The 16457-nt window shown below is 62.5% G+C and carries 15 protein-coding genes; 7 read left to right on the forward strand and 8 right to left on the reverse strand.

Translation table 11 applies throughout. From position 1 onward, the window contains the following. Positions 1-24: 24 nt before the first annotated feature. The 4 genes from thpD to ectA are packed head-to-tail and all read right to left on the reverse strand — an operon-like array spanning position 25 to position 3226. A complete protein-coding gene (thpD, locus tag RGQ15_RS16805) occupies positions 25-948 on the reverse strand; it encodes an ectoine hydroxylase (protein WP_311161792.1) in 924 nt (307 codons plus the stop codon). A gap of 30 nt (positions 949-978) precedes the next feature. Continuing rightward, positions 979-1374 carry an ectoine synthase gene (locus tag RGQ15_RS16810; RefSeq protein WP_311161793.1) on the reverse strand — a complete coding sequence of 132 codons (396 nt, stop codon included), beginning with the start codon at positions 1372-1374 and terminating at the stop codon, positions 979-981. Between the two features lie 13 nt (positions 1375-1387). After that, positions 1388-2656: a diaminobutyrate--2-oxoglutarate transaminase gene (gene ectB, locus RGQ15_RS16815; RefSeq protein ID WP_409201357.1), complete on the reverse strand. Its 1269-nt coding sequence runs from the start codon at positions 2654-2656 to the stop codon at positions 1388-1390. Positions 2657-2683: 27 nt separating this feature from the next. Further along, entirely contained in the window at positions 2684-3226 is a 543-nt protein-coding gene (ectA, locus tag RGQ15_RS16820) for a diaminobutyrate acetyltransferase (protein ID WP_311161796.1), read from the reverse strand. A gap of 267 nt (positions 3227-3493) precedes the next feature. On the opposite strand from ectA, the gene RGQ15_RS16825 reads away from it, so the two are divergent. The 4 genes from RGQ15_RS16825 (at position 3494) to RGQ15_RS16840 (ending at position 10694) form a co-directional block, all read left to right on the forward strand. Continuing rightward, positions 3494-3985, forward strand: a complete 492-nt coding sequence (locus tag RGQ15_RS16825; RefSeq protein ID WP_311161798.1) for a MarR family winged helix-turn-helix transcriptional regulator — start codon at positions 3494-3496, stop codon at positions 3983-3985. A gap of 1271 nt (positions 3986-5256) precedes the next feature. Beyond that, entirely contained in the window at positions 5257-7182 is a 1926-nt protein-coding gene (locus RGQ15_RS16830; protein WP_311161799.1) for an ATP-binding cassette domain-containing protein, read from the forward strand. A gap of 24 nt (positions 7183-7206) precedes the next feature. Further along, entirely contained in the window at positions 7207-9450 is a 2244-nt protein-coding gene (locus tag RGQ15_RS16835; RefSeq protein WP_311161801.1) for a glycoside hydrolase family 3 N-terminal domain-containing protein, read from the forward strand. Beyond that, on the forward strand, positions 9438-10694 hold the full coding sequence (locus RGQ15_RS16840) for a glucoamylase family protein (protein WP_311161802.1): 1257 nt from the start codon (positions 9438-9440) through the stop codon (positions 10692-10694). Before RGQ15_RS16835 ends, RGQ15_RS16840 begins: the two co-directional genes overlap by 13 nt. Here the strand turns inward: RGQ15_RS16840 and RGQ15_RS16845 are convergent. Next, positions 10670-11968: a glycoside hydrolase family 15 protein gene (locus tag RGQ15_RS16845; protein ID WP_311161803.1), complete on the reverse strand. Its 1299-nt coding sequence runs from the start codon at positions 11966-11968 to the stop codon at positions 10670-10672. The two genes, RGQ15_RS16840 and RGQ15_RS16845, sit on opposite strands and share 25 nt — an antisense overlap. Position 11969: 1 nt before the next feature. Next, positions 11970-12719, reverse strand: a complete 750-nt coding sequence (locus tag RGQ15_RS16850) for an alpha/beta hydrolase (protein ID WP_311161804.1) — start codon at positions 12717-12719, stop codon at positions 11970-11972. On the opposite strand from RGQ15_RS16850, the gene RGQ15_RS16855 reads away from it, so the two are divergent. From RGQ15_RS16855 to RGQ15_RS16865, 3 genes are all read left to right on the forward strand, one after another. Further along, positions 12688-13005 carry a hypothetical protein gene (locus tag RGQ15_RS16855; protein WP_311161806.1) on the forward strand — a complete coding sequence of 106 codons (318 nt, stop codon included), beginning with the start codon at positions 12688-12690 and terminating at the stop codon, positions 13003-13005. The genes RGQ15_RS16850 and RGQ15_RS16855 overlap by 32 nt on opposite strands. Positions 13006-13010: 5 nt before the next feature. After that, positions 13011-14030, forward strand: a complete 1020-nt coding sequence (locus RGQ15_RS16860) for a nucleotidyltransferase family protein (RefSeq protein ID WP_311161808.1) — start codon at positions 13011-13013, stop codon at positions 14028-14030. A 103-nt stretch (positions 14031-14133) separates the two neighbouring features. Next, positions 14134-14523, forward strand: coding sequence for a cupin domain-containing protein (locus RGQ15_RS16865; protein ID WP_311161809.1), 390 nt, complete (start codon positions 14134-14136; stop codon positions 14521-14523). 216 nt (positions 14524-14739) lie between these two features. On the opposite strand, the gene RGQ15_RS16870 is transcribed toward RGQ15_RS16865, so the two are convergent. Continuing rightward, entirely contained in the window at positions 14740-15450 is a 711-nt protein-coding gene (locus RGQ15_RS16870) for a fumarylacetoacetate hydrolase family protein (protein WP_311162213.1), read from the reverse strand. A 68-nt stretch (positions 15451-15518) separates the two neighbouring features. Beyond that, positions 15519-16424 carry a LysR family transcriptional regulator gene (locus tag RGQ15_RS16875; protein ID WP_311161810.1) on the reverse strand — a complete coding sequence of 302 codons (906 nt, stop codon included), beginning with the start codon at positions 16422-16424 and terminating at the stop codon, positions 15519-15521. Between the last annotated feature and the right edge of the window lie 33 nt (positions 16425-16457).

The following is a 16457-nucleotide window of genomic DNA, read 5'->3' on the forward strand; positions in this document are numbered from 1 at the left end:
TCCCGGGTTTGCCGTTGAGGTCGATCAGACGAGCGAACCGTCTTCGATAGCGATCGGAGCTTGCGGATCGCGCTCGCTCAGAAAGGCCGGACGCGGCTTTGCGGCGGCAAAAGGTTCCGTGACCCGGTTCGACCACGCATTATAGACGAAGAACGCATTCGAGCGGGGAAACGGCGTGATGTTGCCGTTCGAGCCATGTATCGTGTTGCAGTCGAACAGGATCACGGTGCCCGTCGGGCCCGATGCGTAATCGATGCCGAACTGCTCGGCCAGCCGTGCCAGGCTTTCGGGCTTGGGCACGCCGACTTCCTGCTTTTTCAGCGAGGTGGCGTGGTTGTTCTCGGGCGTCGCGCCCTCGCAGGCCACAAAGCTGCGATGCGAACCGGGCATGAGCATCAGCGGGCCGTTCAGCGCGCTGTTGTCGGTGAGCAGGATCGAGGCCGAGATGGCACGCATCCGCGGCATCCCGTCCTCGGCATGCCAGGTCTCGAAATCCGAGTGCCAGTAGAACTCCTTGCCCGTGAAGCCGGGTTTGTAGTTCAGGCGGGACTGGTGAAGATAGAGGTCGTCGTCGAGCAGGTAACGCACGCGACCTGCGACGCGCTTGTCACGCGACAGGCGATCGAACAGCGCGCTGTGCCCGTCAAGACGGAAGATTGTACGCACCTCGTCGGAATTCGGCTCTGTGATCACGTCCTCGGCCGGAAGGTTTCGCCCCCCCGTGCGCAGCCGCGCGGATTCGTCGCGCAACGAGGCGATCTCGTCCGACGAAAAGAGATCGCGCAGGACAAGATACCCGTTCCTGTCGAAGAATTCGAATTCCTCGCGGCTCAGCCGGGCATTTTCGGACCATTCCTGCCAGGTGACGGGGTCTTGACGTTCCAGCCAGCGCTCAGTCGTCAGGCGGGTCGGGTAATCGTCCCGATTGGCGGTTTTCGTGTCGAGCATGATTGCGCCTTTCTTCGATCTGTTTCGTGTTCAGGCAAGTTCTTCGGCGACGGGGGCGTATGAGCCGTCCTCGCGATGTACTTCCTGGCCGGTCACTGGCGGGTTGAAGCAGCAGGCCAGAACCAGTTCCGAGGCGGCGTTGAGACGGTGTTTGTCGTGCTGGTCGAGCGCATACATCACGCCCGGAGTGATCGGGTAAACCTTGCCCGTCGTGAGGTCTTCGATGCTGCCCTCACCCGAGACGCAATAGACGCTTTCGAAATGATGCTTGTAGTGGAAGACATGCGAAGTCCCTGGCGCGATGCGGGTGATGTGGAAGCTGAAGCCCATGTTATCGCCCGCAAGCAGCAGACGCGTACTGTCCCAGCCGTCGGCCTTGACGAGGCGATCGGTCTTGCGGGCTTCGTTCAGGTCTCTGACGATCATGTTGTTCTCCTTCTTATTCGGCAGCGATGCGCCAGTGGTCCATCTGGGAGCGTACGGCGGTCTCAAGCGTGTCGAGGCCGGCTGCGAACTGGGCGCGGGGAATGGTCAGGGGGGCGAGTACCTTGACGATTTCGTCATGGCTGCCCGAAGTTTCGATGATGAGGCCGTCGGAGAAACACGCGCGGCAGATGGCGGCGGCCGCCTCTCCGCTGCCGGTGTCGATGCCCATCATCATTCCGCGACCTCGCAGCGAAAGGCCATTTGTCTCGGCCATGGCGCGCAGACGCTGCTCGAGATAGGCGGCATTGCCTGCGATTTTCCGGGCAAAGCCTTCGTCGGCCCAGAATTTCTCGAGCGCGGCGCGCGCGGTCACGAACGCATGGTTGTTGCCCCGGAACGTGCCGTTATGTTCGGCGGGCGACCAGATGTCGTGTTCGGGACGCAGCAGGGTCACGGCCAGAGGAAGTCCCATGCCTGACAGCGATTTGGCCATCGTGATGATATCGGGCGAAAGGCCCATCCCCTCGAACGAGAAAAACCCGCCGGTGCGGCCGCAGCCGGCCTGGATGTCGTCGATGATGAACAGCGCGCCGTGCTTGCGGGCGATTGTCTCGATCCGGCGCAGCCATTCGGGAGAGGCAGCATTCAATCCACCTTCGCCCTGGACCGTCTCGACGATGATGGCGGCCGGCGCGTCGAAACCGCTGGAAGGGTCCGAGAGCTGGCGGTCAAGCATTTCGGTCGTGTCGATGTCAGCGCCGAAATAGCCATCGAAGGCCGCGCGCGCGACGCCGCCCAGCGGGATTGCAGCGCCGCCGCGATGCTTGCCGTTGCCGGTCGCGGCAAGTGCGCCCAGCGTCACCCCGTGGAAACCGTTCGTGAAGGCCACGACACTATGGCGGCCGGTCACCTTGCGCGCGAGTTTCAGCGCGGCTTCGACGGCGTTTGCGCCGGTCGGGCCGGTGAATTGCACGCGATAATCCATGTCGCGCGGCTGCAGGATGATGCGTTCGAAAGCGGCCAGGAACTGTTCCTTGGCATCCGTGAACATGTCGAGCCCATGCGCGATGCCATCGCGCGACACATAGTCGATCAAGGCTTGCTTCAGGTCCTGATCGTTGTGGCCGTAATTCAGCGACGAACAGCCGGACAGGAAGTCCGTATAGGATCTGCCGTTCTGGTCATAGATCGTGGCGCCCTGAGCGCGGTCGAACATTTTCGGGAAGCTGCGGGAATAGGACCGCACCTCACTTTCGACGCGTTCGAAAGTGCTTGTTTTCATATCCATTTGGGTTCTCCCAGATTGTCTTCAGGCCGCGCGCAGCCGTTCGCGTTCGGCAGGGTCGAAGGGACCGATGCTCACCAGATGTTCGCTGGCGTGGCGATTGTCGAAATGGTGCTGACAGTCGAAGTGCAGCCCTGAACCGAGCGGGGCTCCGAGCACACGCGCCATGGCCTTGAACAGGCCCCACGAGGCCGCGTTGTCCGGCGTGATCGTGCATTCGAGGCGATTGACGTTCCTGCAGGCGCTCCTGTTCAGGGCCTCGGTGATGAGGTGACGGGCAAGACCCAGCCCGCGCGCTTGCGGCGAGACGCAGATCTGCCAGACGAAATAGGTGTCGGGCTGTTCGGGCGGGATGTAACCGGACAACCAGCCGACCGGCTTTCCGTCCATTTCGGCCAGCACGCAGGTTTGCGCGAAATGGCTGCACTGAAGAAGGTTGCAGTAAAGCGAATTCTCGTCAAGGGAACCGGAATCCGCGATCAGCTGCCAGACTGCGGACCCATCCGACTTGCCAGGGGTGCGCAAGGCGATCCCCGAAGGGCGAACATGTTGGCTGACTGTGGTCACAAACTCTCTCTGCTCGTTTCTTTGCGCCATATGGTTAGTTTGAACGAACTAAGTGTCAACTAAATTTCGCCAATCACAATGAGAGTTCCGGTTAAACAACTGAATATAAGTAAATAATTTTTGCAAAAATGCTATGAATTCCATGCCTGAAGTAAGAAATTTCTGGGCGCGTGGAATCTGGAATTCGCGATTTAGTTTGATAAAACTTGGCAATTGTGCGGCGGTTTCCGTCTTGGGTTCGACCCGCGCCAAAGATATGCTTCGCCCATGGATCAAGGCACGGACATCGCGTTGGAAGACAGAACGAAGTTGGCACTGACCGCATTGCGGCAGATCCTGCGCAGCACCGAGAACAACAGCAAGGCGGTGATGCGCGAAACCGGGCTGACGCCGTCGCAACTGGTCTTCATGCATCTGCTGGAAGAAGCCGGCGAGCAGACGGCAGGCTTCATCGCGGGGCGAATGGGGATCACCCAGGCGACGATGACCGTCCTCATTCACAAGCTTGAAAACCTGGGCATCGTGCGCCGCCGCAAGGGCGAACATGATCGACGGCAGTCATGGCTGTCATTGACAGACCATGGCCGCGCGCTGCTCGCCATCGCCCCGGACGGATCGAACGCACGGTTCCATCAGCAATTCGCGGCGCTCGATGGTTGGGAGCAGTTGATGTTGATCTCGGCGCTGGAACGCGTGGCGGCCATGCTGGCCTTGCCGGTGGTCGATGAGGGGCAGCCGATCGAGCCACCGCCAATCTGACCCTGACAAAGCCATTGGTCGGCAGGGAGGGAAGCCAGGGGAGGCTGTAGCTACTCCAGGTCCCGGTCCTCGACCCCGTGGTATCCAAGATCCAGTGCGGCGCCACGTTTGCTCCATTCGCGGCTGCAGATCAGATTGGGGCAGGAACTTGCCAGCGGGCAGGGTTTTCCGTCTGCAGCGGGGCATTGAATCGTTGTGGGACGGGATTTGAACAGGGAGAATTTCATTCTTGCCTCCAATCAGGCAGGCCTGCGCCAGCGCGACGCAGAAGGAACGGCGCCATCGTGATCGACGGGTACATCGCTCGGTGAAGGGGTCCCGAACCGATAGATGCCGCTGGGAATTCGGTGCGGATCGCGCGCTCGAGCAAAATGAGATGAAGCAGCCCCCTGCGCGTGGTCCGAGACATGCGCGGCGGTTCGAAGCCCGAACGTCGCGATGTGCCCTGGGGCTTGTGCGGCCACGACAGCAGTCGTTTCATGTGATGAAGGGTTTCGTCGTTCATGGCTATGACGCTGCGTTGGGTGCTTCTGATGACCCTTTGTCGCAGAGAGACGTCATCCGGCCGTGAAACTGCCGTTCCGTCCCCGTTAAAAAGGCGTGAAAACGTCATCGGGCAGAGGAAAACCGATTTCACGGTCGGGTCGGACGCTTGCAATCGACGCGATCTCACGCGCAGCGATTTCGAATACAGCTGTGCCGGCGGAACCAGTCAGCTGTTCACGAACAAATGTGTGCGGCGCATTCCTTTCTGTCTGGACTGGGGCTCAGGGGCAACAGCAGAGGTGGGTGATCAGGTCGCTCGAACCCGATCACCAAGTGTCAGGGTGAACGCCTGGACAGGTCGGGCCAATAGACCTTCCGGGCAGTCAGGGGATGTGGGGCTTCCGACGCCGGAGATCAGCTAATTCATGCCCCTAACCGACGGTGCCCGTCAGGCGGAACCAGCACATTCGCCGCCCCGCAGAATGGGGACAAGGCAGTTCCTGGGTTACGCCGGACGTTCCTTCGATGGTCGATCCGGCCCGAATGTTCCGACCCCAAGGTGCATTGCGCCGTCACTTGACCATTAATACAGCCAGCAGACGCATATCGGCGGTTTACCGCCTACGGAAAGGTTTGCTAGGCTTGGGGTACCGATAGGCCGCCAAGCAAGACAAACAGAGCAGAGCGGCGGAAAACTCGAAAAATGTGCCGAATTCGGCCCACAGGCGACTGCGCGTCGCTGTGGGAAAGTGTGGCCGTGCCTCGGCACCAATGAGGCAGCGCAGGTGAAACGTCTAAGTGGTTTCTGGGGTCTTCTGTTCGCGTACTGGCTATCAGAACGCTGGCGAGAGGCTTGGCTGCTGACCGTGATCATCCTGTCGATGACCACTCTGCTCAGCAAGGCAAGCGTCTGGGTGGCCCTTGCAAGCGCCGATTTCCTTGCGTCGCTGGCAAATTTCCATGACCCCGAGGCCAGCGTTCATCCTGCCCGCGCCGTGCTTGTAGCGGCCTCGATCTATCTTGCGATCTTTCTTGGCCGCGCGGGAGGCGTTGCGCTCAGACATTTCCTTTCGGCGACGCTGCACCGACGCGCACGCGGATGGATGGTCGGCCAGTTCAACAATGCAATCCTTGCCGATGAACGCGTCGCGCTTGATCTGATGAGCGACCGCTCCGAGGCCGGGGATGGTCCCCGGATGCCTGATGCCATCGACCAGCGTGTCGACGAATGTTCTGCGGGTCTTTATGGCGGCGTCATCGGGCTTGCCATGGGGCTGTGGGGTGCCGTCACCTCGATCTATTTCGTCTTTGCAGCGCTGCTCGACCGAAGCCAGCCTGTGCCGTTCCTCGACCGCTGGGGGGAACAGGCAAACGCGGCGCTGTCACTTTGGCTAGATCCAGGGTTCGGGGGGCGGATTGATCTGGTGCCCGGTCCCTATGGCTCGGCGCTGCTCTGCCTGCTGCTTGTCCTTGTCTATGTCCCGACGATCACCTTCGTCGCCTGGAAGCTGGGTCGTATCCTTGAAAGGCTCAGCATCCAGAGACAGCGCCGCGACGGAGCCTGGCGCGGCGAATGGGGTGTCATGCTGAACCGGGTGAGCCAATTGGCGGCCGGTCGGGGCGAGCGTGCGCAAAGCCGGATCAACACCCGGCTTTACGGGGATCTTGATCAGACCTGGGGCAAGCAGAACTGGCTGGCCGCCGCGATGCTGCTTTTCACGAATGCTTACAACTTCCTGTCTGCCCGCCTGCTGGCCTATCTGCCGGCACTGCCGTCCTATATGGCGGGGAACCTGAATTTTCGCGATTTCGTGGCCAATAGCGAATTGACGGCCGAGCTGATCGCAGACATGTCCTGGTTCATCAATGTCATGCCTGCCATTGCCACGCTGAAAGCCAATGCCGTGCGGCTGACCGAACTGGCCGTCGCCGTCGAACGCGTGCGCGAACGCCAGGAGTTCTATGCCGAAACCGGCGTGAGCCGTTTCGAACGCGTGCGCAGCCAGAAAGGCCCGCTGCTCGCGCTCGAGGACCTGCAGCTTCACCATCGCGGACATCACACACAGGCTTTCCTGACGGTCGCGCGGCTGCGGCTTTATCCCGGCGACAGGGTCTATCTGAACGGGGAAAACGGTTGTGGCAAAAGCAGCCTTCTCAAGGCCGTGGCGGGCATCTGGCCCTATGGCAGCGGGCAGGTTGCGCTGCGCGACGGCGCGCGGCTGTTCTTCGCGGGGCAAGAGCCCGATCTGCCCGATCGTCTGTCACTGAAGGCCCTTGTCACCTATCCGGATCACCCCGAGCAGCATTCCGATATCGCGGCAGCCGCTGCGCTTTCGCGCGTGGGTCTGGGCAGCTTCATCAATTGCCTCGATGATGATCTGCATCAGGGGAAGAACTGGCGCAATGTCCTGTCCGGCGGGCAGAAGCAGCGGCTTGTTCTTGCACGCATCCTCTTGGCCAAGCCAGAGGTGCTGTTGCTTGATGAAGCCACTGCTGCGCTTGATGTCGACGCGGTCGTGGACTTCCACCTGACGCTGTGCGAGTGCTTGCCCAATACTGCAGTCCTGGCAGTGCTGCACGGCGAATCCGCGCCTTGTTCCCCGGATGGCGAGCCGTTCTATTCATCCGCGCTCGAAATCCGAAGCGGCGTCGGGCAACTCCGCCCGGTCCTGCGGGCCGGTTTCGACGCCGCCCTTCACGCGGCCGAGTGAATGCGACGCTGCAAGGGAAGGTGAATGGAAAAGCACGACGTTGTCGAACGTCTGATCTCCGGCATGACGCTCGGCGAAAAGATCGGGCAGCTCAACCTCTTGCCGGCAGGCGAGGGGCTGGTCACCGGGGCCGCGCAGCCGACATCGCTGTCAAAGCGGCTTGATGCGGGTCAGGTTGGTGCGATTTTCGGCACCAAGTCGCTTGCGACCGCCCGCGCCATGCAGGAACGCGCGCTTGCCGGATCGCGACTTGGGATCCCGCTTTTCTTCGCAGAAGACGTGATCCATGGGCATCGCACGGTCTTTCCCCTGAACATCGCATTGGCCTGCAGCTGGGATATGCAGCTGATCGAGGACACCGCTGCCTTTGCCGCGGCCGAGGCTTCTGCTGAAGGTTTGCATCAGGTCTACGCCCCGATGATCGACATCAGCCGCGACCCCCGCTGGGGACGCGTGGCCGAAGGTCCCGGTGAAGATCCATTGCTGGCGTCCCGGATTGCAGCTGCCGCCACGCGTGGGTTTCAGGGGGCGGGTCTTGGCAGCCCGGGCCGTGTCTTGGCCTGCCTCAAGCATTTCGTGGGATATGGTGCGCCGCAGAGCGGCCGAGATTACGACAATACGAGCCTTGCCTGGGAAGACCTGCTTGAAACCTACCTGCCTCCCTTCGTTGCTGGCACCAAAGCCGGGGCGGCAAGCGTCATGGTGGCCTTCAACGCGGTGAACAAGGTCCCGATGCATGCGCACCATCAGCTTGTGGAAGGTTGGCTGCGTGGCCGGCATGGCTTCGATGGCCTGGTGATTTCCGACTATACCGGCGTGCAGGAGCTTGTGGCGCACGGGCTGGGCTCGGCCGCCATCTCGGTGGCCCGCGCGATTCACGCGGGGATCGACATGGACATGGTGGGGGAAGACTACCTGCGTGAACTTCCCACGCTTGTCCGCGATGGGCTGCACGCGCCCGAGGCAGGCGTTTCCCTTGGCCCGGATCGGATGATGGATCTCGTGGACAAGGCTTGTCGCCGCGTCCTGACCTGCAAGGCAAGATTGGGCCTGCTTGACGATCCGTTCCGGGGGATGCACGCCACGCAGAAGCCGCCCTCCCGCATGGAAGGGCGCAAGCTGGCACGCGAAGCTGCGGCGCGTTCGGCGGTGCTTTTGAAAAATGAAGGGTTGCTGCCGCTGTCGCGCGACGCAACGGTTGCGTTGATCGGGCCCTTCTCGGCCGATCGGGCCAACATGCTGGGTACATGGGCCGTTTCGGGGCGGGCCGAGGATGTGATGCCGCTGCACGAAGCCGTCGCGGCCCTGACGGGGCGGCCCGCCGCCGTCGCTTGGGGGGCGAACATCGTCGAGGAAGGCTGGCTGGAACAGCGACTGAACGTGCATGGTGTGACGGTGACGCGCAATCCCAGAGATGAGGCCGAATTGCTGGCCGAGGCCGTTGCGACCGCCCGTTCGGCGGACGTGATCATCGCGGCGGTGGGCGAGGCCAAGGAACATGCGGGGGAATCGTCATCCCGGCTCGCGCCGGATCTGCCTGCGCCGCAGCGGCGATTGATCGCGGCTCTTGCGGGCACGGGCAAGCCGCTTTTGGTCGTGGTCTTTGCGGGTCGCCCGCTTGCCCTGGGCGACGTCGCGAAGCATGCCAATGGCCTGCTTTATGCGTGGCATGGTGGCGTTGCCGGGCCCGAGGGCGTGGCCGATCTGATCTTCGGAGCTGCCGATCCCACAGGCCGCCTTGCCGTATCATTGCCCGCGCATGCAGGCGAGACGCCATTGACCTATGCCTGCGATCCGACGGGGCGGCCTTTTCCCGGCCGCTTCGCAAAGTTCCGGACAGGCTGGCTGGACCTGCCCGATGATGCCCCGCAATTTCCTTTTGGTTTCGGCCTTGGCTATGGTCAGGTGCGCTACGCGGCGCCCCGCCTGTCGCTTGACGAGGCGAGGGCGGACCAGACGATCGAGTTATGCGTCACGGTCGAGAATACCGGTTCCCGCAAAGCGATCGAGACCGTCCAGCTTTACGCCAGCGACCCGGTCGCGCGCGTCACGCGCCCGGGTCGGAAGCTGATCGATTTCGCTCAGGTGGCGCTTGGGCCGGGGGAAAGCCGCGAAGTCAGGTTCCAGATCAGCGCGGATCAGTTCCGCTATCCGATCGCCCCGTCGCTTGAGCTTGCGGAATGGGTGCGCGATCCGGGAATGATCGAATTGCATGTCGGCGCGAACAGCCGGGATACTCAGATGGCAGAGCTGAAATGGCTGAACTGATCCGGGGTCTGGACGACGCTCAATTGCGCGATCGTGTGGCTCAGGCCACGGCGCTGTACTTCCTCGACTGGAGCCACCCGATCAGCGGCATGGCCCGAGAACGCAGTGCAGGCGCCTTCGGCTACGATGTCGAAGAAACGGTATGTACGGGTGGGACAGGGTTCGGCCTGCTAGTCCAGATCGTGGCCGCAGATCGCGGATGGCGGCCAAGGCGCGAGATCCTTGACCGCACCGAACGCCTGGTGACATTCCTTGAAACCGCCGACCGGTTCGACGGTGTGTACCCGCATTTCATGAGCGGTTCGAGCGGCCGCGTCCTGCCCTTCATGGCCGGGGACGATGGCGGTGACCTTGTCGAGACCGCGTTCCTGATGCTTGGCCTGCTGGCGGCGGCCGCCTATTTCAACGAGGAAGCGTCGCTTGTCGCGCGGATCCAGACGCTGTTTGACGAGGTGAACTGGGCCGCCCATTTGCGCGACGACGGCGCGGTCATGTGGCATCGTCATCCGCACCGTCCATGGAAACCGAACGCCTTGCCGATCCGGGGCTGGAACGAGGCATTCCCTGTCTTCGTCCTGTCTGCCGGATCGCAAAGCCATCCGATCCCGCCAAGCTCATATCATCGAAGCTGGGCAAAGGCCGAGGCCTTCCGAAACGGTCGGACATATGGTGGGACAGAATTGCCGCTTGGGCCCGATTGGGGCGGGCCGCTGTTTCTCTCGCAATATCCGTTTCTCGGGATTGACCCACGAGGGCTGCGCGATCGCTATGCCGATTACGGGATGCAGGCCCGTTCGCATGCGCTGGTCAATCGTCACCACTGCCTGCTCAATCCGCATGGCTGGCCGGGATATGGCCCAAATCTCTGGGGGCTCACCGCCAGTGACGATCCGACCGGCTATGTCGCGCATTCGCCATTGTCGGACACGGGGGTCATCACCCCGACCGCGGCGCTCGGATCATTTCCCTTCGTGCCGGGTGAGGCGATGTCCGTGCTGCGTCACCTGCATGATGACCTGGGCGATCGGATATGGGGCGAGGCGGGCTTTGTGGACGCCTTCAGCATGGCACAGGACTGGACGGCCGAAAGCAGGCTTGCGATCGATCAGGCGCCCATCGTCATTGCGCTTGAAAACCATCGTTCGGGGCTGCTGTGGCGACTGGTTTCGGCCCGTCCCGAGGTGCAGCGGGGGCTTTCTGCCCTTGGCTTCACGGCACCCTATCTGGCAGCGCCCATCGCCTGAATCGCCGCGTCGCGCGCTGCGGCGGCCTCCAGGAAGGCGGCTGCCGACCAGGTCAGATCAAGGCATGATGTCGGTGCACCCGTGCGTCGATGAAACTGCTCGGGCAGTGGGCCCGCCTTTCCTGCCACCATTTCCTCGATCAAGTGCATTTGTTCCTCGGCCCGGGCGAAGGCATCGGGATCGCGCGTCAGGGTGCTGATGCGATAATGCAGTTCCGCGAAGCCCAAGGTCGTCGGATACCAGGGATTGCCATCGAAATAGACATCCTCGGCCCAGCGTCCGATAGCCGGTGCACGCCTCGCTTCGTTGATCGGATAGAGCCGTGCGAAGCGTTTCTCAAGTGCGGCAATCGTCGCGAGGGAGCGCGAGCTGGTCATGGCGAACGGTCCGTCCTTGCGGCGGGCATGCAGGATCGCGAGGCAGGTGGCGCTGTCCAGATGGCCCGCGGGGGCCTCGATGCTTTCGCGCCAGCCGCCTGTTGCAGCATCCTCTGCCGCTTGCATCAGGCTGGCGATCCGATCGGTCGCGTGCCGCATCACCTCTGCTTTTGCACCCTCGCGGCGGCTGCCCCGTTCCAATGCGTCCCATTGGACGATCAGGGTGAAAGTGGTCCGGCGCGCCGGTGCTTCTTCCCAGGGACCGATAGAGGGACGACCCGCGACCTTGAGGAGATGCGCAAGGTCCCTTGCGATCAGGTCTTCGCCACCCGGACAATCGGCATCGGGCAATTCGGCAAGCACCGATATCAGGGCCGAGGCCCGAAGCGCAGGGCCATCGTCCTGTGGTCGTCCCCATTTTTCGGGGTCGGGTGATCCGTCTGCCGCCACGCGCGGTTCGCCCTGCCAGTCATCCCCCGTCAAGGCGGCGAGCTCGGCATCGGGACGAAGAAACCGGAGATGGCTCTGCCGGGTCGTACCGCGCAAGGGATTGACCGACGGGCCAGTCCGGCCGGGGTCGGAGATGAAGAGCGAGAACCTGACGAAATCGGCGATGAAGCCCAGCCAGAACGGACGTGAACCCGGCTCTGCTTGTAGTGCCAGAGGGATGGCCCGAAGGATGATCGCCGAATCGCGGATCCAGTGGTGGAAATAATCCGGCTCGGGGTCCCAATTCGCGATGCGGGGCGAAGCGAGAATCGAGCCCGCAGCAGGTCTGACCGTCCAGCCAAAGCCGTCGCGGTGGCGGGCCAGATGCGTCGCGGAACAGGCATTGCGCATGGCACCCGCAGAGGCGAGGCGCTGTGCTTCGATCCAGTCGGGGTCGGGTCTGCCCATTTCAGGCACCAAGCGCGGCAAGCGCCGCGGCAAGCATGCGGCCATAAGCTTCCCCCGCCGGGCAATGATGTTCGTCCGGCACTGCGGCGAAGAAGCGGCCGTTGGGCGACGCAGCAAAATACGCGCGCGCGTCCTGCAGGGGAATGAGCCCATCGGCTGCCCCTGTGACAACCGCAAGCGGGCTCACCGCCCGCTTCAGCGCCGGTTCCGCGTCTGCCGTCTGCATCTCGTCGAAATAGGTCGGCGCCTCGCGCCGAACCTCGTCCAGCGCGGCGGGCCCCATGGCCTCACGGGCGCGCAAGAGCACCCGTCCTGAAATCGGAGGCGAGACGGCAAGGATATGATGGGCAGCGGGCGACCCGGCCGCGAGATGGGCGACGGCGAAAGCGCCAATGCTATGGCCTGCAAGGGCGCGCCGCGATGCGGACCATTGTGCGTTGACCCAAGCCCAGACCTCCGCCGCAGCTTGGACATGGCCTGCGAAGGTGATCTCTGCCGGAGATCCCGAGTCGGGCGACGCTGCAGAATGCGGCAGTTCCGGGGCGGCGACCCTCCATCCGCTGCCAAGATATGCCTCGGCGATCGCGGCGATCTGGGGCTGCCCCGGTGCGCCATTCCTGCCGTGAACCAGAAGAACCGTCCCTTTGGGCTCGCCCTTCGGCCCGGCCACGAATACGGGAATGGGGCTTTGAGAGCCCTGCATTTCGAAGCGCCGGGCTATGTCCAGCCATGATTTGCGTGGCGTCGTCATGGTGCTGTTCCAACTCCGATCGGTTGTCGGGCTGCATCCCGTGCAAGGGTTATGGACTGTGCGGGACGACTGCAAGGCCGCGCCGGCGAAAAAGCCCGCGCCCGGCTGCGTCGAGCCTTTCTGCTGGATGGCCGATGTTCGTGACCAAGGTTTGGCCGAGATCGGAAATTGCTATCAAGATCGTGACCTGATCCGTTTTTGGACTGTGTGCATCAAATATTTTTTTGCTGCACACTTGTCGCGCATGTGCAGCGAAAGCATATTTGATGCACACAAAACGGGTTGATACGGATGAACCTCGTCTCACATTCGCGCGTCGCGCAGGTGGCCTATCAGGATCTTCTGAGACTGCATCTTGACGAAACCGCGTCAGGGCTTGTCGGAAGCATCGAGGAACGCCATCGCAACGGGCGAAGCTACATTTACGACAAGTTCCGCATCGGCACCGAGATGAAAAGCCGCTATCTGGGGGAGGGCACGCCAGAGTTGCGCGCGCGCCTTGCCCGCGCATCGGAATTGAAGGCCGATGCGGACGAGCGGCGCAAGACGATGTCACGCCTGGCACGGACCTTGCGCGCGGAAGGCTTCATCAGCACGGACAGGGATACCGGATCGCTGCTCCTGGCGTTTTCCCGGGCTGGTGTATTCAGGCTTGGCGGAACATTGGTCGGGACTGGTGCCTATGGTCTTTACCAGGGCGAATTGGGCGTGCGTTTCGATTCCGAGGAACTGGCGCAGACGGGCGACATGGATTTCGCGAGCTTCGAGCGGCTGTCGGTCGCGCTAGGCGATCGTGTCGAAGAAGACCCCGGCGAGATCCTGCAGGCACTGAAATTCGATCCTGTTCCCGGAATCGGTGACAGGCAGATCTGGAAATGGCGGCAGAACCGGGGGCAGGCCATGGTCGAGTTCCTGACCCCAGCTTTTGGCGGTGAAAGCGTGAAGCCACTTCCGGCGCTCGGGGTAAGCGCGCAGGCGCTGAACTATCTGAACTTCCTGATTGCCGAGCCGATCCACGCCATCGCGCTTTATCGCTCGGGCGTGCTCGTGCAGATACCGCGGCCCGAGCGCTATGCCATCCACAAGCTGATCGTGGCGGATCGGCGCCATGGCGGGCCGGACCAGGCGAAGTCGCGCAAGGATCGAGGACAGGCCGAGTTCCTTGTCACGGTTCTCGCCGAGGATCGACCGGACGATCTCGCAGAGGCTTATCAGGACGCGCTCTCGCGCGGGCCACGCTGGCGCGATCGGATCGCGGCAAGCCTGACGCGCATGCCCCGCACGGCAGAGATCCTGGGCGATCTTTCGTAACCGGAACCTGCCCGGCCTGCTCGCGCTGCGAAAGCCCGCCTTGCACGGTGGTCCGCTCTGGCTCACAATCCGCAGCGCAGGATGAAGAGGGGGAGACACGCGCATGGCCCGTCGGGATTTTGATCCGGACAGCGTGCGCCCAGACGGGCGCCGCGCCGCGAAGGCTCGCCTATTCGACACCGAAGCCGCGGGCCCATGGCGCGGCTCCTGTCCCGGCGAGAAGATGGAAGCTCCGGTCACGGTTCTGGCCTATGGCACCGACAAACCCGGAGAGGGGCCGCGTCTGCATGTGCATCCCTATGACGAAACCTTTGTCATCATTGCCGGCCGAGCGCGGTTTTTCGTCGGTGATGAGGTGATAGATGCGGTTGCAGGAGAGGTGGTCTTCGGACCCAAGAGCGTACCCCACAGATTCGAAAATTTGGGACCGGGCAGGCTGCAGACAATCGACATCCATCATTCGCCCCGCTGGATCCAGACTGATCTTGACTAGGCCAGCCCCGTAGCCGGTTGCGCCGACATATGGCGCACCGCGCCGCCATCGTCCCAAGCCAGAAATTCTTGGTCCTTTCGCGCTTGGCCATGGTCGATCGTTATCCTGCTGCCGTGCTTGCCCGGCAACCCGCCCGATATGATTGCGCTTGATCAGTGCCCGCGTGGCACGGGCATCGGACGTCTTTCGATCGGCCTTTTCCACTGTCCAGGGCGGTCAAACAACCTTGACGGCAATCTCCGAAACACCCTCGATCCGCCCCGAGATCTCGTCTCCCGGAACAATCGCCCCGACACCTGCAGGCGTTCCGGCGAAGATCACGTCGCCCGGCTTCAACTCGAACAGACGCGAGAGATATGAAATCATTTCCGGCACCTTCCAGATCATCTGATCCAGATCTCCGCTCTGGCGGATTGTCCCATTGACCTTGGCCCAGATCGCGCCCTGTGTCGGATGCCCGATCAGCGAGACGGGATGGATGGCGCTGCACGGCGCCGATGCCTCGAAGGACTTCGCGACCTCCCAAGGCCTTCCCATTTTCTTGGCCGAAGCCTGCAGGTCCCGGCGGGTCATGTCGAGGCCAGTGCCATATCCGAAGACGCAATCAAGCGCGCTTTCCAATGGAATGTCCGTCCCCCCGGATTTCAGCGCGACCACCAGCTCGATCTCGTGGTGAACGTCGCTGCTGCAGGGGGGGTAGGGGAAGTCCTGTCCCGGCGGCACGATCGCGTCTGCGTTCTTCTGGAAAAAGAAGGGCGGCTCCCTGTCGGGATCGTGACCCATCTCGATTGCGTGCTCGGCAAAGTTGCGACCGACGCAGTAGATCCGACGCACCGGGAAAAGCTTGTCGCTGCCCGCGACCGGGATGGTCGGCGTTGGAGTGGGGGGGAAGACATATTCCGCCGACTGCGTCATCTCGTTCATCATCGTGCTCCCTGCGGTAGGCTGATTGGCTTCTTCGGCCTTTTCGAGGGTTGCCGACAAGAGCCTTTTCGTCACGCCGCGACATCCCCCTGCAGCGTTTCGCAGGCGATCTGCGTGAACCGCGTCATGGCCTCGGTCGGTTCAAATCTTGCCGCCCGGACAAGCACGACCCGGCTTGGAGGCAGCGGTCCCGCCAGGCTGCGCATGACGACGCGCCGGCCGTCATAGGTCTGTTCATAGGGCAATTCCGTCGCGAGCAGGCCAACACCGTGCCCATTCGCAACGAGAGCGCGAAGCATTTCGATGGACCCTGTCTCGGCGGCGATCGCGGGGCGGGCCCCAGCCATCTGGAAAAGCGAAAGGAAATATCCGCGGCTGTGCGGCAGGCCGATCATGATCAGCGGATCTTCGGCCAGATCCCTCAGGTCGATAGTAGTCCGATCAGCCAGTCGGTGCTCCGGTGGAAGCACTGCGCAGGGCGGGATCGCCGCCAGTTCGGTCGAAACGAGCCCCGCTGGCAGACCGACATCATAGACGAGCGCAAGGTCCAGTTCCCCCGCGAGGATCGCTTGACCGAGCGATCCGATATCCCCTTCGACAAAATCGAGAGTCGCACCCGGACAGGACTCTGCGAACCGACGCATGAGCATGGGAGCATATCGAGGACCGAGGGTTGAAAAGACCCCTAGTCGCAATTGCTGTGGGGTGTCGCCTGCCGTGCCGAAGATGCTGTCCGCCTCGGTTCGAAGGTTGCGCAGGCGCGCGATCCTGTCTCGTCCGTAAGGCGTTTGTTTCATGCCCTGACCGGGAAGCCGGATGAACAGCGCGGCGCCAAAATGAGCCTCGAACTGAGCGATGGCGACGGAGATTGAAGGTTGCGACACGTTCAGCGCCCTGGCAGCGGCTGCGGTCGATCCTGTCTGCGCCACTGCAAGCAAATAGTCGATCTGCCGAAATCCGAATGGTATAGGTTTCATCAATTTAGGATATACCAAACCATTGTTTCTGCC

The organism is Paracoccus sp. MBLB3053, assembly GCF_031822435.1.
Classification (GTDB): Bacteria; Pseudomonadota; Alphaproteobacteria; order Rhodobacterales; family Rhodobacteraceae; genus Paracoccus; species Paracoccus aurantius.